This is a genomic window from Streptomyces canus, from assembly GCF_041435015.1.
GTDB lineage: Bacteria > Actinomycetota > Actinomycetes > Streptomycetales > Streptomycetaceae > Streptomyces > Streptomyces canus_G.
Window position 1 is genome coordinate 1948952 of the sequence record NZ_CP107989.1, and the last position, 15739, is coordinate 1964690.

Genomic DNA, 15739 nt, shown 5'->3' on the forward strand with positions numbered 1-15739 from the left:
ACCCCTACCAGTTGCCTTTTGTCTACAGTCTACGGCGCACAGGGGCCAGGTAAACGGCGAGTCGACCTCGTCACATCCCGCACCTCATGGGCAGCGGACGACCTGCCCGGCGTACGACAGGTTCCCGCCGAACCCGAAGAGCAGCACCGGGTCGCCGGTCGAGATCGCGCCCTGCTCGACCAGTTTGGAGAACGCGAGCGGAATGCTGGCCGCCGAGGTGTTCCCGGACTCCGTGACATCCCGGGCCACCACGGCGTTGACCGCGCCGATCTTCTCCGCGAGTGGCTCGATGATCCGCAGGTTCGCTTGGTGCAGCACGACCGCCGCGAGGTCCTCGGGGGTGAGCCCCGCGCGCTCGCAGGCCTGCCGGGCCAGCGCCGGAAGCTTGGTGGTCGCCCAGCGGTAGACGCTCTGCCCTTCCTGCGCGAACCGCGCCGGCTCGCCCTCGATCCGCACGGCGTGCCCCATCTCGGGCACCGATCCCCACAGCACGGGAGAGATGCCGGGCACGTCGGCCCCCTCGACGACCGCCGCACCGGCCCCGTCGCCGACGAGCACACAGGTGGTGCGGTCGCTCCAGTCGGTCACCGCCGACATCTTGTCGGCACCGATCACCAGCGCCCGGGTCGCCGCACCGGCCCGGACGGTGTGGTCCGCGGTGGCCAGCGCGTGGGTGAAGCCGGCGCACACCACGTTGACGTCCATGGCGGCCGGCGAGGGGATGCCGAGCCGGGCCGCGACCCGGGCGGCCATGTTCGGGGACCGGTCGACGGCGGTCGAGGTGGCGACCAGGACCAGGTCGATGTCGGCGGGGGCGAGCCCGGCCGAGGCCAGCGCCTTGGCGGCGGCGTGCGAGGCGAGCTCGTCGACCGGCTCGTCGGGACCGGCGATGCGTCGGGTCCTGATCCCCACCCGGGACCTGATCCACTCGTCGCTGGTGTCGACCAGGCTCGCCAGATCCTCGTTGGTGAGTACCTTGGCGGGCTGGTAGTGGCCGACTGCGGCGATCCGCGAGCCGTTCATGGAGGGTCCCCTCGTTGCCTTGGGTTGGGATCCTCCAGTCTGATCAGTGACTCACGGGTACGAGGGCACGTAAGGCCACAGGAAACGGGCGCCCGAGTTGTCGGCTTCCCTCACACCCTCGGACGCCCGAACACCTTCCGAACAATCACCCGGTGAACAGCTGCGTCGCCTTCTGCACGAGTTCGTAGAGCCCGTAGGCGAGCGGCGCGCCGACCCACACCCAGGCGAGGGCGATCAGCGGGCGCCGGTCAGGCGGACTCTGGCTGCTGTCGGACTGCGGCATCGGCGGCCTCCCTCGGTGCGGGAATGTGGTGGCGGGCACTGACGGGGCGGACCAGCTCGTTGGCGACGAAGCCGACGACGAGCAGCCCGATCATGATCACGAACGACAGGGTGTAGAGGGCGGATCCGCTCTTGCCCGCGTCCTCCTGCCGGTCGGCGATCCAGTTCACGATCAGCGGTCCGAGGACGCCGGCCGTGGACCAGGCGGTGAGCAGCCGGCCGTGGATGGCACCGACCTGGTAGGCGCCGAAGAGGTCCTTCAGATAGGCGGGGATCGTCGCGAAGCCGCCGCCGTAGAAGGAGAGGATCACCAGCGCGCACAGGATGAACAGCGGCTTCGAGGAATCACCGAACAGGGCGATGAGCCCGTACATCACGGCGCCCACGCCCAGGTAGACGCGGTAGATGTTCTTCCGTCCGATCAGGTCGGACGTCGACGACCAGCCGATCCGGCCGGCCATGTTGGCCGCCGACAGCAGCGCGACGAAGCCGGCCGCCGCCGACACCGAGACCGGGGTCGACGTCTCCTTGAAGAAGTCCGTGATCATCGGCGCGGCCTTCTCCAGGATGCCGATGCCCGCGGTCACGTTCATGCAGAGCACGACCCACAGACACCAGAACTGGGGCGTGCGCACGGCGTTGCGCGCCGAGACCTGCGGCCCTTCGAAGGCGCTGGGCGCGCTCTCCACCGGCTTCTCGCTGCGCGGCACGCGCACCAGGAGGACCCCGAGGAGCATGAAGACGGCGTACGACAGCCCGTGCACGAGGAACGCCAGTGCGATCCCGGAACTGTCGGAGCCGAAGGACTCCAGCATCTGCGCCGACCAGGGCGAGGCGATGAGCGCGCCGCCGCCGAAGCCCATGATGGCGATGCCGGTGGCCATGCCGGGCCGGTCCGGGAACCACTTGATCAGGGTGGAGACCGGGGAGATGTAGCCGATGCCGAGGCCTATGCCGCCGACGAAGCCGTAGCCGAGGACGATCAGCCAGTACTGCTCGGTGGCCGCGCCCAGCGCGGAGAGCAGGAACCCGGACGAGAAGCAGATCAGCGCCACAGTCATCGCCCAGCGCGGCCCGTTGCGCTCCACGAGCGTGCCGCCGAACGCGGCGGACAGGCCGAGCATCACGATGCCGAGCTGGAAGGGCAGTGCGCTCTGTGTGCCGCTGAGACCGAGCGCGGACTCGAGCGGCGGCTTGAACACGGACCAGGCGTAGGCCTGGCCGATGGAGAGATGGACCGAGAGAGCGGCCGGGGGGACGAGCCAGCGGCTCCAACCCGGGGGCGCGACAGGGGGACTCATGATCCCGGACGGTAGGAACAAACAAGCTGGTTGAAAAGGCGGCGCGTCGACCGTATGCGATGAGCGGTATCCCGGACGCGACGAACGGTCGAACCGGCCGGTTTCCCGGGCGGGTTGGGTCGCTCCTGCACCTTTGCGCGACCTACAGCCATACTGTAGACAATATTCCGTCGACATCGAACGGGAGCTGCGCCCATGACGACCCCGACGGCCTGCCCCGGCTCACCCACCCCCTGGTCAGGGACACACCCAACGGTCCATTGCGGCAGGCGGGTTGGGAGGAGGCGCGCTGGACCGCGCGGCTCACGGCCTGGGAAGGAACCGTGGCGCCTTCGGCATGTTCTCCTCCGCCCGCGCGACCAACGAGACGCACTACCTGGCGCAGAAGTTCGCGCGGGTCGTCATGGGCACCGACAACATCGACTTGCTGGACGGGGCGCGTCACGCCGCGAGCGTGGCGGGCCTCGCCGCGGCCTTCGGGTCGACGTGCCGCTCGCCGACTCGGCCTGCGTGTTCTGCGGGAACTGCATCGACGTATGCCCGACGGGGGCCCTGTCGTTCAGGTCGGAGTTCGACAGGCGAGCGGCAGGTACCTGGGACGAGGCGTCACAGACCCGCGCGGAAACGGTGTGCGCGCACTGCGGAGTGGGCTGTGACCTCACGCTCCACGTGCAGGACAATGAGGTCGTGAAGGTCACCACCCCGCACGAGCGGACGGTGACCCAGAGCAGCCTCTGCAGCAAGGGCCGTTTTGGCTACCAGCACGTACAGAACCGGGACTGAGACACATATGGGACGAGTCACGGAACGACGCAAGGTGATCCGCATCCGCGACGGGGCCATCTCCTCCCGCCCCGACACCCTGGTCACCGAGGAACCGCTGGAGATCCGCCTCAACGGCAAACCCCTCGCCATCACCATGCGCACCCCCGGCGACGACTTCGCACTCGCCGCCGGCTTCCTCGTCAGCGAAGGCGTCCTCGCCGAGCAGAGCGAACTGCAGAACATCGTCTACTGCGCCGGAGCCACCACCGACGGCTCCAACACCTACAACGTCGTCGACATCACCACCACCCCCGGCACCCCCATCCCCGACATCACCCTCCAACGCAACGTCTACACCACCTCCTCCTGCGGCCTGTGCGGCAAAGCCAGCCTCGACGCCGTACGCACCACCACCCGCTGGCCCATCAACGACACACCCCCCCTCCACATCGAAACCGACCTCCTCACCAGCCTCCCCGACCGGCTCCGCGCCGCCCAACACGTCTTCGACCGCACCGGAGGCCTGCACGCCGCCGCCCTCTTCACCGAACACGGCGAACTGATCGACATACGCGAAGACGTCGGCCGCCACAACGCCGTCGACAAACTCATCGGCCGCGCCCTCCAACACAACCACCTCCCCCTGTCCCGCCTCATCCTCCTGGTCTCCGGCCGCGCCTCCTTCGAACTCGCACAAAAAGCCGTCATGGCCGGCATCCCCGTCCTCGCAGCCGTCTCCGCACCCTCCTCCCTGGCCGTCGACCTCGCCACCGAAACCGGCCTCACCCTCATCGGCTTCCTCCGCGGCCACTCCATGAACGTGTACGCGGGGGAACACCGCCTCGCCCTGCAGTCGACGACCGCCCAGACCTGACCGGCCCGCGTCCCAGGTCAGGGACGCCTACGCGACGACCTGTTCGCGTCCGTCGCCGAGAACCGTTCCGGTCCGAGCGTTCAACCCGCCACGAAGCGCACCTGGTCCACCGTCGCCACCGTTCCCAGGCGCGGGAAGTCGAGCCGTGCCGAGGCCTCGTGCTCGGTGGCGGTGAAGGCGGCCATGGCGTCCTCCACGAAGACGAGGTCGTAGCCGAGGTCGAGGGCGGCGCGGGCGGTGGACTCGACGCCGAGGTTGGTGGCGATCCCGCCGAACGCCAGTGTGGTGACGCCGAGTTCGCGAAGGCGAGCGTCCAGGTCCGTGCCCTGGAAGGCGCCGATGGTCCGCTTCACGATCTCGATGTCGCCGTGCCGGGCGAGGCCGGGCACCAGCCCGCTGCCGGGTGGCTGGTCGGGAACTCCGGGCCGCTCGACGCGCACGAGCACGACGGGCGCGCCGGCGGTACGGAAGGCGGTCGCCAACTTCTCGGCGGCGGCGAGGACTTCGGTGCCTTTGCGGGGTTCCAGGGGCAGCGCGACGATCCGGTCCATCAGATCGACGAGTACGAGGGCGCTGCGCGCGGGATCGAGCGCGAGGGGTCCGGTCATGACGGAACGTTATCCGTCATCAGCCCTGTGTACCGGAGATCCGGATCAACAGGCTCATGAACTGGGCGCGTTCGGCCGCCGAGAGGGGGGCCAGCAGCTCGTCGTTGGCCTCCCGGGCCGCCTTCTCGCAGCGCTTCAGCAGCCATGCTCCCTCGTCCGTGAGAGACACCGCGTTCTTGCGGCGGTCGGTGGGGTCCGGTGCGCGCAGGACGAGACCCGCGGACTGGAGGTCGTTCAGGATGCCGACCAGGTCCTTCGGGTCGAGCCGCACCCCGCGGCCGAGGTCGGCCTGGGCGACGGGGGCGAGGTCACGGACGGCGGAGAGCACCACGTGGTGCCACATCTTCATGCCTTCGGCAGCCAGCGCCTCGGCCACCAGAGCCCGGCCGCGGGCGGCGGCGCGGCCGAGGAGCCAGCTGGGGAGGGAACGGATCGCGGGCAGGGGTGCTTCGGCCATGCGGCCAGCCTAGCCACTATTCATTGGACTTCCCAACGATTGCCGACCTATCGTTGGGATCACCAATGAATTAGCGGGAGGTCCGGTCGATGCGTCGTGTCCGTTACGAGTCCATGGGTGGCCCGCTGTCCCTGGAGGAGGCACCCGTCCCCGAGCCGGGCCCCGGCGAGCTCCTCGTGCGCTGCGAGGCGGTGGGCGTCACCCTCCCGGTCGTCCGCAAGGTCACCGAGGCCGCGCAGCCGGTGCCGCTCGGGGGCGAGCTCGCCGGTGCGGTGGTGGCCGTCGGCGCCGGGGTCACCCGCTTCCGCCCCGGCGAACGCGTCACGGGCCTGTGCTTCGGCCACGGTTACGCCGACTTCGCGCTGCTCCACGAGGCCATGGCCTCCCCGATCCCCGACGGCGCCTCGGCGACCGACGCGGTCGCGCTGGTCCGCAGCGGGCTGGTCGCGCTCGGCGCCCTGGAGGCGGCGCACCCCGAGCCGGGAGAGACGGCGCTGATCACGGCGGCGGCCAGCGGCGTCGGCCACCTCGCCGTGCAGCTCGCGCGGGCCCGCGGCGCCTCCCGTGTCGTGGGCGCCGTGTCCGACCCGGCCAAGACGGATTTCGTGCGCTCACTCGGCGCCGACGCCACCGCCCTGTACACGGACGGCAGTTGGGGCGATCCCGTCGACTACGCCCTCGACGCGGTCGGCGGCGAGCTGCTCACCCCGGCGCTCGCCGCCCTGGCCCCGGGCGGGCGACTGGTGGCGTACAGCTCGGGCGGCGGGACGATCCAGGCGTACGACCTCCTCGTCGGCGCGAAGTCCGTGACGGGCTTCCAGATGGCACGCATCGCCCGTGAGCGGCCGGAGTTGTACGAGCGGTGGCGGCGGGAGCTGTGGCGGATGTTCCTGGACCGCGACCTCCGGCCCGTCGTGCACGGGGAGTTCGCCCTGGAGGACGCGGCGAAGGCGCATGAGGTGATCGAGGCGCGGCGCAACCTCGGAAAAGTCGTACTCCATCCGTGACAGGACACGCGCACGGTTCTTGTGAGGCGCGGGGTGCGGAACTACCGTCCGTGACCCGAAGGTCATATGTCCGGATGTACGACAACGAAAGGGCAGGATCGCCCGTGCCGTCGAGTCGCGCAGGCCCGAGATCCTTTCTGACCGCCGTGTCCACCACCGCCGCGCTGCTCGCCCTGCCGAGCCCCGCTGAGGCCCAACCTCCTTCCGCCGCACCGGGGTTCGAGCAGCAGATCCTCTTCAGGGCGGATCGGGACCCCGGTTACGCCTGCTTCCGCATCCCGGCGATCGTCCGCACCACCGGCGGCACCCTTCTCGCGTTCGCCGAGGGCCGGGTCCTCGACTGCGGGGACGCCGGCGACATCGACATCGTCCTCAAGCGCTCCACGGACGGCGGCCGCACCTGGGGTCCGCTCCAGGTGGTCAGCGAGGGCGCGGGCGACACCCACGGCAACCCGGCCCCGGTCGTGGACCGCGGGACGGGCCGGGTCCTGCTGGCCGAGACGTACAACACGGGCCGTACGGACAGCGGGAATTGCCGGGTGCCCTGCGACCGCGTCCCGCACCTCCAGTACAGCGACGACGACGGCCTCACCTGGTCCGCGTCCCGCGACCTGCGCGAGGAGATCCTGCCCCCGCGGTGGAACTCCTGGTACGCCACGGGCCCCGTGCACGGCATCCGGCTCAGCCACGGACCCCACGCCGGGCGGCTGGTGTTCGGGGTCAACGCCGAGACGTGGGACGGCAGTCGGGTCACCGCCGGTCACGCGGCGCTCGTCGTGAGCGACGACGGCGGCGAGCACTGGAGGATCGGCGCCACCGACTCCTGGCCGGTCGCCGCCGACGGCACCTTCCGGCAGAAGCCCTCCGAGGTGACGCTCACCGAGCGCACCGACGGCTCCGTCCTCGTCAGCGGCCGCGAACAGGACGGCAGCGACCTCGGCCACCGCACCCAGGCCGTCAGCCTCGACGGCGGTGACAGCTTCGGCTCGCCGTTCCGGGCCCTCCCCGACCTGTACGCACCGCAGGTGCAGTGCGCCACCCTCGACCTCGGCGAGCGCATCCTGCTGTCCTGCCCGGGGGACCCCGACCGCCGCCGCACGATGATGATCCGCTCCTCCTACGACGGCGGCCGCACCTGGGACACCCTCGACCGCGGCACGGTCGTCACCACGGACTGGTCCGGCTACTCCGACCTGGTACAGGTCGACGAGGACACGGTGGGCCTGCTGTACGAGGGCGGGGCGGTCGACGCGCGCGACGAGATCCGCTTCGTCCGCTTCTCCGAGGACCGGCTGACCCCGCGCCGCGGCCCCGACCCGACCACCCCCGACCTCGCTCCCCTCGCCCCGCGCGCGGCGGTGCTCGGCGGCGCCCGCGTGACGGCCGGGGTCATCGGCGGAGCCCTGGAGTTCGACGGCACCGACGACGCCGTACGCCTGCCCTATCGCGAGGAACTCCCGCTCGGTACGAAGGACTTCACCGCCTCCCTGTGGTTCCGGTACACGGCCAGGACCGGTGAGCAGCCGCTGCTGTGGATGGGCGGTGTCGGCACGGGGCAGCCACAGGTCTGGCTGCGTGGCGAGCCCGCGAGCGGCCGGGTGCGCGGGCTGATCACCGTGCGGGCGGGCGCGCGGACCGTACGGACGGCGTGGGTGAGCACGAACGGCGCGTACAACGACGGGCGATGGCATCATCTGACCCTGCGCCGGGGCGGTGGCCGGCTCACGCTCTTCGTCGACGGTTCGGCGACCGCTGCTCCGGACGTGTCCGGCTCGGTCAGCCGCAACTCGCCGTTCGGCGTGTACATCGGGCAGCGCGTGGACGGCCGGGCGCACTTCACCGGCGCGATCGACGACGTCCGGGTCCGGGACCGGGCCCTGACCGACGAGGAGATCACCGGCTCGGACGCCGCCGCGGGGGACACCGTCCTGTGGCTGCCCATGGACCGGGTGAGCGACAGCCGCTAACGTCGCGAACCGTGCCCGAGGCCCCACGAGCACGACAGCGAACGGGCATCGGCGTCGGTCTGCTGCTGGCGCTGGTGCTCGGAGCCGTGCTGATCACCGCTCTTCCGGACGGAGACGGGCGGGACACCGGCGACTGCACACCGCGCACCGTCGGCTCCTGGTCGGCGGACGACCGGCTCACCGCCGAGTTCGCCCGCTACGGCGACGACGCCGGCCGCGGCGACGACTGGACCGGCGGCGACGGCACCCACTCGGTACGGCTGCCCGACGGCCGGCTGCTGTGGCTGTTCTCCGACACCTACCTCGGCCAGGTGTACGGCCCGCCGAACCCGTTCGGCGAGTCGCACGCCTGGCGCGACACCACCGCTCCCCTGGTGCGCAACTCGGCGGTGCTGATGCGCGGCGGCCGTCTGGAGACCACCCTCCCCGCGCCCCTGTTCCCGGACCCCGGCCCGAACCAGTGGCGCTGGCCGGTCGCGGCCCGCGTCGAACCCCGCTCCCCGGGCTCGGACGAACAGGTCGTCCGGGTCCTGCTGTGGGTGCGCACCTCCGGCCAGTACCCCTGGATCTACGGCGTCCCGACCGCCACCGAGGTCGCCACGCTCTCGCTGCCCGACCTGCGCGTCGAGTCGATCACGAAGGTTCGCGACGAGCAGCGGGTCAAGGACCCGTCCCGGCGGGTGCTGTTCGGCACGACGCTGGTCGAGGACGGCGAATGGACATACGTCTTCGGGGGTGACGACGGCCAGGCCGCGTCCCGTTCCGCGTCGTCGGCGTATGTGGCCCGGGTGCCGGAGGGCGGTCTCGCGGAGCCGGGCGCCTGGGAGTACTGGGACGGCTCGGCGTGGACGACCGGCGCCCGCCCGCGCCCGGTGCTCGGGGACGGACGGCGCACCGGCGTGGGCAGCGCCTTCTCCGTCGTACGGCAGGACGGGACGTACGTGCTGTTCACGATGGCGGCGGGGACCAAGGGGCTCGCCGCCGTGACCTCGTACTGGGCGTGCTCCCCCACCGGACCGTGGCACGGTCCGGAGAAGGACTTCGCCCCACCCCTGCCCTCGGGTCAGGTCGCCGCCTACAACCCGCAGGCGCACCTCGAACTCAGCGGCAGGGGGCGGCTGGTGCTCAGCTACGACGTCAACTGGCTGGAGACGGCGGCCGCTTCGGCGCAACTCAACCGGAACGTGTCGCTGTACCGACCGAGGTTCGTGACGCTGCGGCTGACTCCGACGCGCTGACCTCCGCGGTCTCCTCCGGGACGGGGTCGTGCGAGCGACGCTTGGCGATCACCGCGCAGACCATCAGCTGCATCTGGTGGAAGAGCATCAGCGGCAGCACGGCGAGGGAGGCGTGCGCGCCGAACAGGACGCTGGCCATGGGGAGTCCGGAGGCGAGGGACTTCTTGGAGCCCGCGAACTGGATGGCGATGCGGTCCTCGCGGCCGAAGCGGAGCGCCTTGGAGCCGTACCAGGTCAGGGCGAGCATCAGGGCGAGCAGGACGCCTTCGACGATCAGCAGCCCGCCGAGCCTGAGCGGGCTCACCTGGTGCCAGATGCCCTGGACCATGCCCTCGCTGAACGCGGTGTAGACGACCAGCAGGATCGATCCGCGGTCCACGAGGCCGAGGACCTTCTTGTGCCGGGTGACGAACCCACCGATCCAGCGGCGCGTCACTTGCCCCGCCACGAACGGCACGAGCAGCTGGAGCACGATCTCCAGGAGTGAGTCGGCCGAGAACCCCCCGCTGCTGCCCAGCAGGGCGGCCGCGAGGAGCGGCGTGACGACGATGCCCACCAGCGAGGAGAAGGAGCCGGCGCAGATCGCGGCGGGCACGTTTCCACGGGCCATCGAGGTGAAGGCGATCGAGGACTGGATGGTGGAGGGGACCAGGGTGAGGAAGAGCAGGCCCTGGTAGAGCGGGTCGGTCAGGAAGACCGGGACGAGCCCGCGGGCGGCCAGGCCCAGCAGCGGGAAGATCACGAACGTACAGGCGAGCACCGTGACGTGCAGCCGCCAGTGCTTGAGCCCGTTCAGGGCCTCACGCGTGGAGAGGCGGGCGCCGTAGAGGAAGAAGAGGAAGGCGATCGCCGCCGTGGAGGCTCCGGAGGCCACGTCCGCGGAGGTCCCGCGTGCCGGTACGAGGGCCGCGAGGCCCACCGTGCCGAGCAACAGCAGGATGTACGGGTCGACCGGCATCCAGGCCGGCCACTTCAGGCGCTTCACGGTGCTCCACTTACTGGTGCTCGACGGCGGTACATGGACACGTGGCCATGACGGGTGCCCCTCAGGACGGGGGATCCCCCTCCATCGTCCCCTTTCATCTCTTGATCAGGAATCCGGCATACCACTCTGACTGTCATCACGTTCCGCGATAACGTGGCGCCATGTACGACCCGTCGCAGCTGCGTACGTTCCTGGCGGTGGCGCAGACCCTGAGCTTCACGCAGGCCGCCCGGCGGCTGGGGCTGCGCCAGTCGACCGTGAGCCAGCATGTACGGCGGCTCGAGGACGCCGCCGGGCGGCAGCTGTTCACCCGGGACACCCACTCCGTGGAGCTGACGGAGGACGGCGAGGCGATGCTGGGGTTCGCGCGCCGGATCCTGGAGGTGCACGACCAGGCCACGGCGTTCTTCACCGGCACGCGCCTGCGGGGGCGGCTGCGGTTCGGGGCGTCGGAGGACTTCGTGCTGACGCGGCTGCCGGAGATCCTCGAGGGCTTCCGGTACGACCATCCCGAGGTGGATCTGGAGCTGACGGTCGAGCTGTCGGGCACGCTGCACGAGCAGCTGGCCGCCGGGAAGCTGGACCTCGTGCTGGCCAAGCGGCGGCCGGAGGATCCCCGGGGAGAGCTGGTGTGGCACGACCGGCTGGTGTGGATCGGGGCGGAACGGCTGCGCCTGGACGCGGACCGGCCGGTTCCGCTGATCGTGTATCCGCCGCCGGGGATCACTCGGACACTGGCCTTGGAGGCGCTGGAGCGGCAGGGCCGCGAGTGGCGGATCGTGTGCACCAGCGGGAGTCTGAACGGGCTGATCGCGGCGGCGCGGGCCGGGTTGGGTGTGATGGCGCACTCCCGGGGGCTGGTCCCGCCGGGGCTGGCGCGGATGCCCGACCGCTTCGCACTTCCCGAGCTCGGGCGGGTGGACTTCGTCCTGGTGCACGGTCGTCGACGAACGGCCGCTCAGGGGGCGGCGGACGCGCTTGCCGCCGCGATTCTGGCAGGTGGGGACCGGTTGCACCGGCAGTGACGGGCCGTATCGGCGTCGGCCGAACAGAGTGACATATTCCGGGTCGGCGGCGCTGAGAGAAGAGAAGACGGCATGCCGTGAATAACCGTTTCACCAAGGCCGCGAGCCGTAGTCGGCTCGTACAGATTCGGTGGAGATTACGGCTGAGAACCTTACTCAACCGTCAGTTTTCTGTCCGACCCTTCCCCATGTGAGCGTATTTTCCCGTACTGACCAGGCCATCCGTGAGCACCGCTCGGCTTCGGCCCCTCTCCCGCCGGATGCCTGGGTGGGGTAGCTTTCACGGCGCTGTGCGGAGCGTCACTGAGCGCCAGGGAGAGCGGGGAGCGGGGTTTGCGCGAGTTCACCAACCCTCCGTTGGCGTTGGCACCCCCGGTGGGCGGACTGGCCGACGTCGTCTTCGAGCATGCCCAGAACGACCCGCTCCACCTCGCCCTCGGCCGCAAGGACGAGAACGGACAGTGGCGGGACGTGACGTCCGCGGAGTTCCGCGACGAGGTCATGGCCCTCGCCAAGGGATTGCTTGCCCAGGGCATCCGCTTCGGCGATCGGGTCGCGATCATGTCCCGCACCCGCTACGAGTGGACCCTGTTCGACTTCGCGCTGTGGACGATCGGCGCGCAGGTGGTGCCGGTGTACCCGACCTCCTCCGCCGAGCAGTGCTTTTGGGCGCTGTACGACTCCGAGTGCACGGCCGCGATCGTGGAGCACGAGGACCACGCGATGACGATCGCCACCGTCATCGACCGGCTGCCGCACCTGCACCGGCTGTGGCAGCTGGACTCCGGCGCGGTGCACGAGCTGTACGACGCGGGCGCGGCCATCGAGGACGAGGTGGTGCACCGCCACCGGCAGGCCGTGACCCCCGACTCGGTCGCGACGATCATCTACACCTCGGGCACCACCGGCCGGCCCAAGGGCTGTGTGATCAGCCACGGCAACTTCATGTACGAGTCGGACACCATGATCGAGCGCTGGGAGCCGGTGTTCCACTCCAAGAAGGGCGACGAGGCGGCGACCCTGCTGTTCCTGCCGCTCGCGCACGTCTTCGGGCGGATGGTGCAGGTGGCCGCGTTCCGTGGCCGGGTCCGCTTCGGCCACCAGCCGCAGATGAACGCGGCCGCCCTCCTGCCCGACCTCGCCGCGTTCAAGCCGACGTTCTTCCTCGGGGTGCCGTACATCTTCGAGAAGGTCTTCAACGCCTCCCGCCGCAAGGCCGAGAAGGAGGGCAAGGCCGGTCCGTTCGAGAAGGCCGTCGATGTGGCGGTGAAGTACGCGGACGCCATGGAGGCCAAGGCCTGGGGGATCGGGCCCGGTCCGTCGGCGGGGCTGCGGATGCAGCACCAGCTCTTCGACAAGCTCGTCTACTCCAAGATGCGGGCGGCCATGGGCGGCCGCATCAAGCAGGCCATGACCGGCGGTTCGGCCATGGACCGCAGGCTGGGACTGTTCTTCGCCGGTGCCGGCGTGCACATCTACGAGGGCTACGGCCTCACCGAGACGACGGCGGCGGCGACCGCCAACCCGCCCGAGCGCACCCGCTACGGCACGGTCGGCCAGCCCATCCCCGGCATGACCGTGCACATCGCGGACGACGGCGAGATCTGGCTGTACGGCGCCAACGTCTTCCAGGGTTACCTCAACAACGAGAAGGCCACCGACGAGACCCTGCACGACGGCTGGCTCGCCACCGGAGACCTCGGCTCCCTCGACGAGGACGGCTATCTCACCATCACCGGCCGCAAGAAGGAGATCCTCGTCACCTCCGGCGGCAAGAGCGTCTCCCCCGGGGTGCTGGAGGAGCGGGTGCGCGACCATCCGCTGGTCTCCCAGTGCATCGTCGTGGGCAACGACCGCCCCTACATCGCCGCCCTGGTCACCCTCGACCAGGAGGCCGTCGAACACTGGCTGGCGATGCGCGACAAGCCGCGGATGTCCCCGGCCCAGCTGGTGCGGGACGCCGACCTGGAGACCGAGGTGCGGCGGGCCGTGGTCGCCGCCAACACCCTGGTCTCCCAGGCCGAGTCGATCCGCACCTTCCGTATCCTCGCCCAGCCCTTCACCGAGGAGCACGGGCTGCTGACCCCGTCCCTGAAGCTCAAGCGCAAGGCGATCGAGACGGCGTACGCGGACGAGGTCGAGGCGCTGTACCGGGCCTGACGGCCTGTCAGCTGATCGTCACGCGAAAGATCTTGTCCGATCCGTCCGCCGCTCCTCCGTTGTTGTCGCAGTTGGTGGTCGACAGCCACAGCTGGTCGGCGCCCGGCACCTTGGTGACCGTGCGCAGCCGGCCGTAGGTGCCCACGTAGTACGCGGTCGGCGTGCCGACGCTCTCGTTGTCGCCGTTGATGGGGATCCGCCACAGCCGCTCACCGCGCAGGGAGGCCATGTAGACGACGTTGCGCACGATCGCGATGCCGCTCGGCGAGGCCTCCGACACGTTCCAGGTGGCTTTCGGGTTGGTCATCCCCGCGGTGGAGCAGGTGCCCTCGCAGACCGGCCAGCCGTAGTTGGCGCCGGGCTTGATCAGGTTCAGTTCGTCCTTGGAGCTGTTGCCGAACTCCGCCTCCCACAGACGGCCGTTGCGGTCGAAGGCGAGGCCCTGCGGGTTGCGGTGGCCGAGGCTGTAGACGTAGGTGCCGAACGGGTTGCCGGGGGCCGGCGCGCCGTCGGTGGTCATGCGCAGGATCTTGCCGTTGAGGGAGCTCTTGTCCTGCGCCAGGTCGGGCGTCTGGGCCTCGCCGGTGGAGACGTACAGGTAGCCGTCGGGGCCGAAGGCGAGGCGTCCGCCGTTGTGGTAGCGGTTCTTCTTGATGCCCTGCAGGAGGACCTTGTACGCGCTCAGCGTGGTCCCGTCGTACGTCATGCGGACCACGCGGTTGCCCTCGGACGCGGTGTGCATGAAGTAGACGTAGTGGTTCGTCTCCCATTTCGGGTCGACGGCGACGCCGAGCAGTCCACCCTCGCCGTTGGTGGTGACGGCGTTCGGGACGGTCCCGACCTGCGTCTTCGTGCCGTCCTTGGTGACCTTCCAGACCCGGAAGTCGTCCCGCTCGGTGACCAGCGCGCTCTTGCCGTCGGGCATCCAGTGGACGCCCCAGGGGATCGTCCAGCCCGAGGAGAGGGCGGAGACCGAGGACGGGACGCCGCCGTCGGTGGCGCAGGCCTTGGTGGTGAAGGTGACCGTGTTGCTCGGCTGGGAGACGTTGCCGGCCGCGTCGCGGGCGACGACGTTCAGGCTGTACGGGCTGTTGCAGGCCAGCCCGGTCAGGGTGGTCGAGGTGCCGGTGGCGACGGACTTGTAGACGGTGGTGTCACTGCGCACGTCGTAGCCGGCGACCGCCCGGTCGTCGGTGGAGGCGCCCCAGCTCAGTGCGGCGCTGTTCGCCGTGACGTCCGCCGCGGACAGGGTGCCGGGTCTCGTCGGCGGGTTGGTGTCGGAGCTGGGCTTGGTGGTGCAGTCGACGACGGGGCTCGCCGGGGACGTGTTGCCGGCCGCGTCACGGGCGATGACGGTGAGGTTGTAAGGGGTGCCGGGGGTGAGGCCGGTGAGCGTCTTGCTGGTCGAACCGCCGGGCGCCTCACCGATCTTGTTGCCGTGCTCGTAGAGGTCGTACGCCGTCACGCCCACGTTGTCGGTGGAGGCGCCCCAGGCCAGTGTGAGCCCGTCCTCACCGATGTCGGAGCAACTGGGCTGCCCGGGACGGCTCGGGGCCTGGGAGTCGGTGGCCGCGTCAACGCCGATGCGGTCGAGGTTGGGGCCTCCGGCGGCGCTGGTGGCGGTCGCGCGGATCTTGCCGGAGCCCGCGGTGAGCGGGACGTCGACGGTCCTGGTGGCCCAGGTGTTCCAGTCGGCGGTGGCCGGGAAGGAGACGGCCGACGCCACGACCGTGCCGTTCACGGAGATGTCCATGGGCCGGTCGGTCGCGGTCCCGTTGGCGTAGCGGAAGGTGACGGCCATGGAGCCCGCGGAGGCGGCACTGACGGTGAACTCCACAGAGGAGCCCTTGACGTTGGTGTAGTCGACGAAGCCGGTGCCCGTGTAGCCGGTGTGGTTGGTGGCCACCGTGCCCTGCACGACGGTCGCGTCCTCCGCCTGGTAGTCGGTGGCCGCGAGCGCGGTGGCCTGGCTCAGGCCGGCGAGGGGCAGCGCGAGGGCCGCGGCGAGGCCGTAGGGCAGAACTCTCTTGATTTTCACGGATGTTCC

The 15739-nt window shown here is 70.4% G+C and carries 13 protein-coding genes and 2 pseudogenes; 8 read left to right on the forward strand and 7 right to left on the reverse strand.

The genetic code is table 11. From position 1 onward, the window contains the following. Positions 1-84: 84 nt before the first annotated feature. The 3 genes from OG841_RS08830 to OG841_RS08840 form a co-directional block, all read right to left on the reverse strand. Positions 85-1023 (reverse strand): beta-ketoacyl-ACP synthase III, encoded by a 939-nt coding sequence (locus OG841_RS08830; protein ID WP_328641944.1) that lies wholly within the window; start codon positions 1021-1023, stop codon positions 85-87. A gap of 145 nt (positions 1024-1168) precedes the next feature. Beyond that, positions 1169-1306, reverse strand: coding sequence for an MFS transporter small subunit (locus OG841_RS08835; protein ID WP_167368276.1), 138 nt, complete (start codon positions 1304-1306; stop codon positions 1169-1171). Continuing rightward, positions 1272-2606: an OFA family MFS transporter gene (locus tag OG841_RS08840; RefSeq protein WP_328641943.1), complete on the reverse strand. Its 1335-nt coding sequence runs from the start codon at positions 2604-2606 to the stop codon at positions 1272-1274. Before OG841_RS08840 ends, OG841_RS08835 begins: the two co-directional genes overlap by 35 nt. Before the next feature lie 164 nt (positions 2607-2770). Between OG841_RS08840 and OG841_RS08845 the strand changes: the two are divergent. From OG841_RS08845 to fdhD, 3 genes and pseudogenes are all read left to right on the forward strand, one after another. Further along, positions 2771-3090, forward strand: a pseudogene (locus tag OG841_RS08845) (molybdopterin-dependent oxidoreductase); the annotation flags it as partial. Then, positions 3030-3389, forward strand: a pseudogene (locus OG841_RS08850) (4Fe-4S binding protein); the annotation flags it as partial. The pseudogenes OG841_RS08845 and OG841_RS08850, both read left to right, overlap by 61 nt. Before the next feature lie 7 nt (positions 3390-3396). After that, positions 3397-4245, forward strand: a complete 849-nt coding sequence (gene fdhD, locus OG841_RS08855) for a formate dehydrogenase accessory sulfurtransferase FdhD (RefSeq protein ID WP_371564335.1) — start codon at positions 3397-3399, stop codon at positions 4243-4245. A gap of 80 nt (positions 4246-4325) precedes the next feature. On the opposite strand, the gene OG841_RS08860 is transcribed toward fdhD, so the two are convergent. Then, entirely contained in the window at positions 4326-4853 is a 528-nt protein-coding gene (locus OG841_RS08860) for an isochorismatase family protein (RefSeq protein ID WP_328641941.1), read from the reverse strand. 19 nt (positions 4854-4872) lie between these two features. Then, positions 4873-5310: a MarR family winged helix-turn-helix transcriptional regulator gene (locus OG841_RS08865; protein ID WP_371564337.1), complete on the reverse strand. Its 438-nt coding sequence runs from the start codon at positions 5308-5310 to the stop codon at positions 4873-4875. A gap of 89 nt (positions 5311-5399) precedes the next feature. Between OG841_RS08865 and OG841_RS08870 the strand changes: the two genes are divergently transcribed. The 3 genes from OG841_RS08870 to OG841_RS08880 all read left to right on the forward strand — a co-directional run bounded on the left by OG841_RS08870 (position 5400) and on the right by OG841_RS08880 (position 9522). Then, positions 5400-6317: a quinone oxidoreductase family protein gene (locus tag OG841_RS08870; RefSeq protein WP_328641939.1), complete on the forward strand. Its 918-nt coding sequence runs from the start codon at positions 5400-5402 to the stop codon at positions 6315-6317. A gap of 104 nt (positions 6318-6421) precedes the next feature. Continuing rightward, the gene (locus OG841_RS08875) at positions 6422-8284 is read left to right on the forward strand and encodes a sialidase family protein (protein ID WP_328641938.1); all 1863 of its coding nucleotides are present in this window, start codon (positions 6422-6424) and stop codon (positions 8282-8284) included. A gap of 11 nt (positions 8285-8295) precedes the next feature. Beyond that, positions 8296-9522 (forward strand): DUF4185 domain-containing protein, encoded by a 1227-nt coding sequence (locus OG841_RS08880; protein ID WP_328641937.1) that lies wholly within the window; start codon positions 8296-8298, stop codon positions 9520-9522. Here the strand turns inward: OG841_RS08880 and OG841_RS08885 are convergent. Next, positions 9458-10480, reverse strand: a complete 1023-nt coding sequence (locus OG841_RS08885) for a bile acid:sodium symporter family protein (RefSeq protein WP_328643704.1) — start codon at positions 10478-10480, stop codon at positions 9458-9460. The genes OG841_RS08880 and OG841_RS08885 overlap by 65 nt on opposite strands. 188 nt (positions 10481-10668) lie before the next feature. Here OG841_RS08885 and OG841_RS08890 point away from each other — a divergent pair, with 188 nt between their 5' ends. Next, on the forward strand, positions 10669-11532 hold the full coding sequence (locus tag OG841_RS08890; RefSeq protein ID WP_328641936.1) for a LysR substrate-binding domain-containing protein: 864 nt from the start codon (positions 10669-10671) through the stop codon (positions 11530-11532). A 333-nt stretch (positions 11533-11865) separates the two neighbouring features. Next, positions 11866-13692 carry an AMP-dependent synthetase/ligase gene (locus OG841_RS08895; protein ID WP_328641935.1) on the forward strand — a complete coding sequence of 609 codons (1827 nt, stop codon included), beginning with the start codon at positions 11866-11868 and terminating at the stop codon, positions 13690-13692. A 7-nt stretch (positions 13693-13699) separates the two neighbouring features. Here OG841_RS08895 and OG841_RS08900 read toward each other — a convergent pair whose 3' ends face one another. After that, positions 13700-15730: a PQQ-dependent sugar dehydrogenase gene (locus OG841_RS08900; protein WP_365122327.1), complete on the reverse strand. Its 2031-nt coding sequence runs from the start codon at positions 15728-15730 to the stop codon at positions 13700-13702. Positions 15731-15739 lie beyond the last annotated feature (9 nt).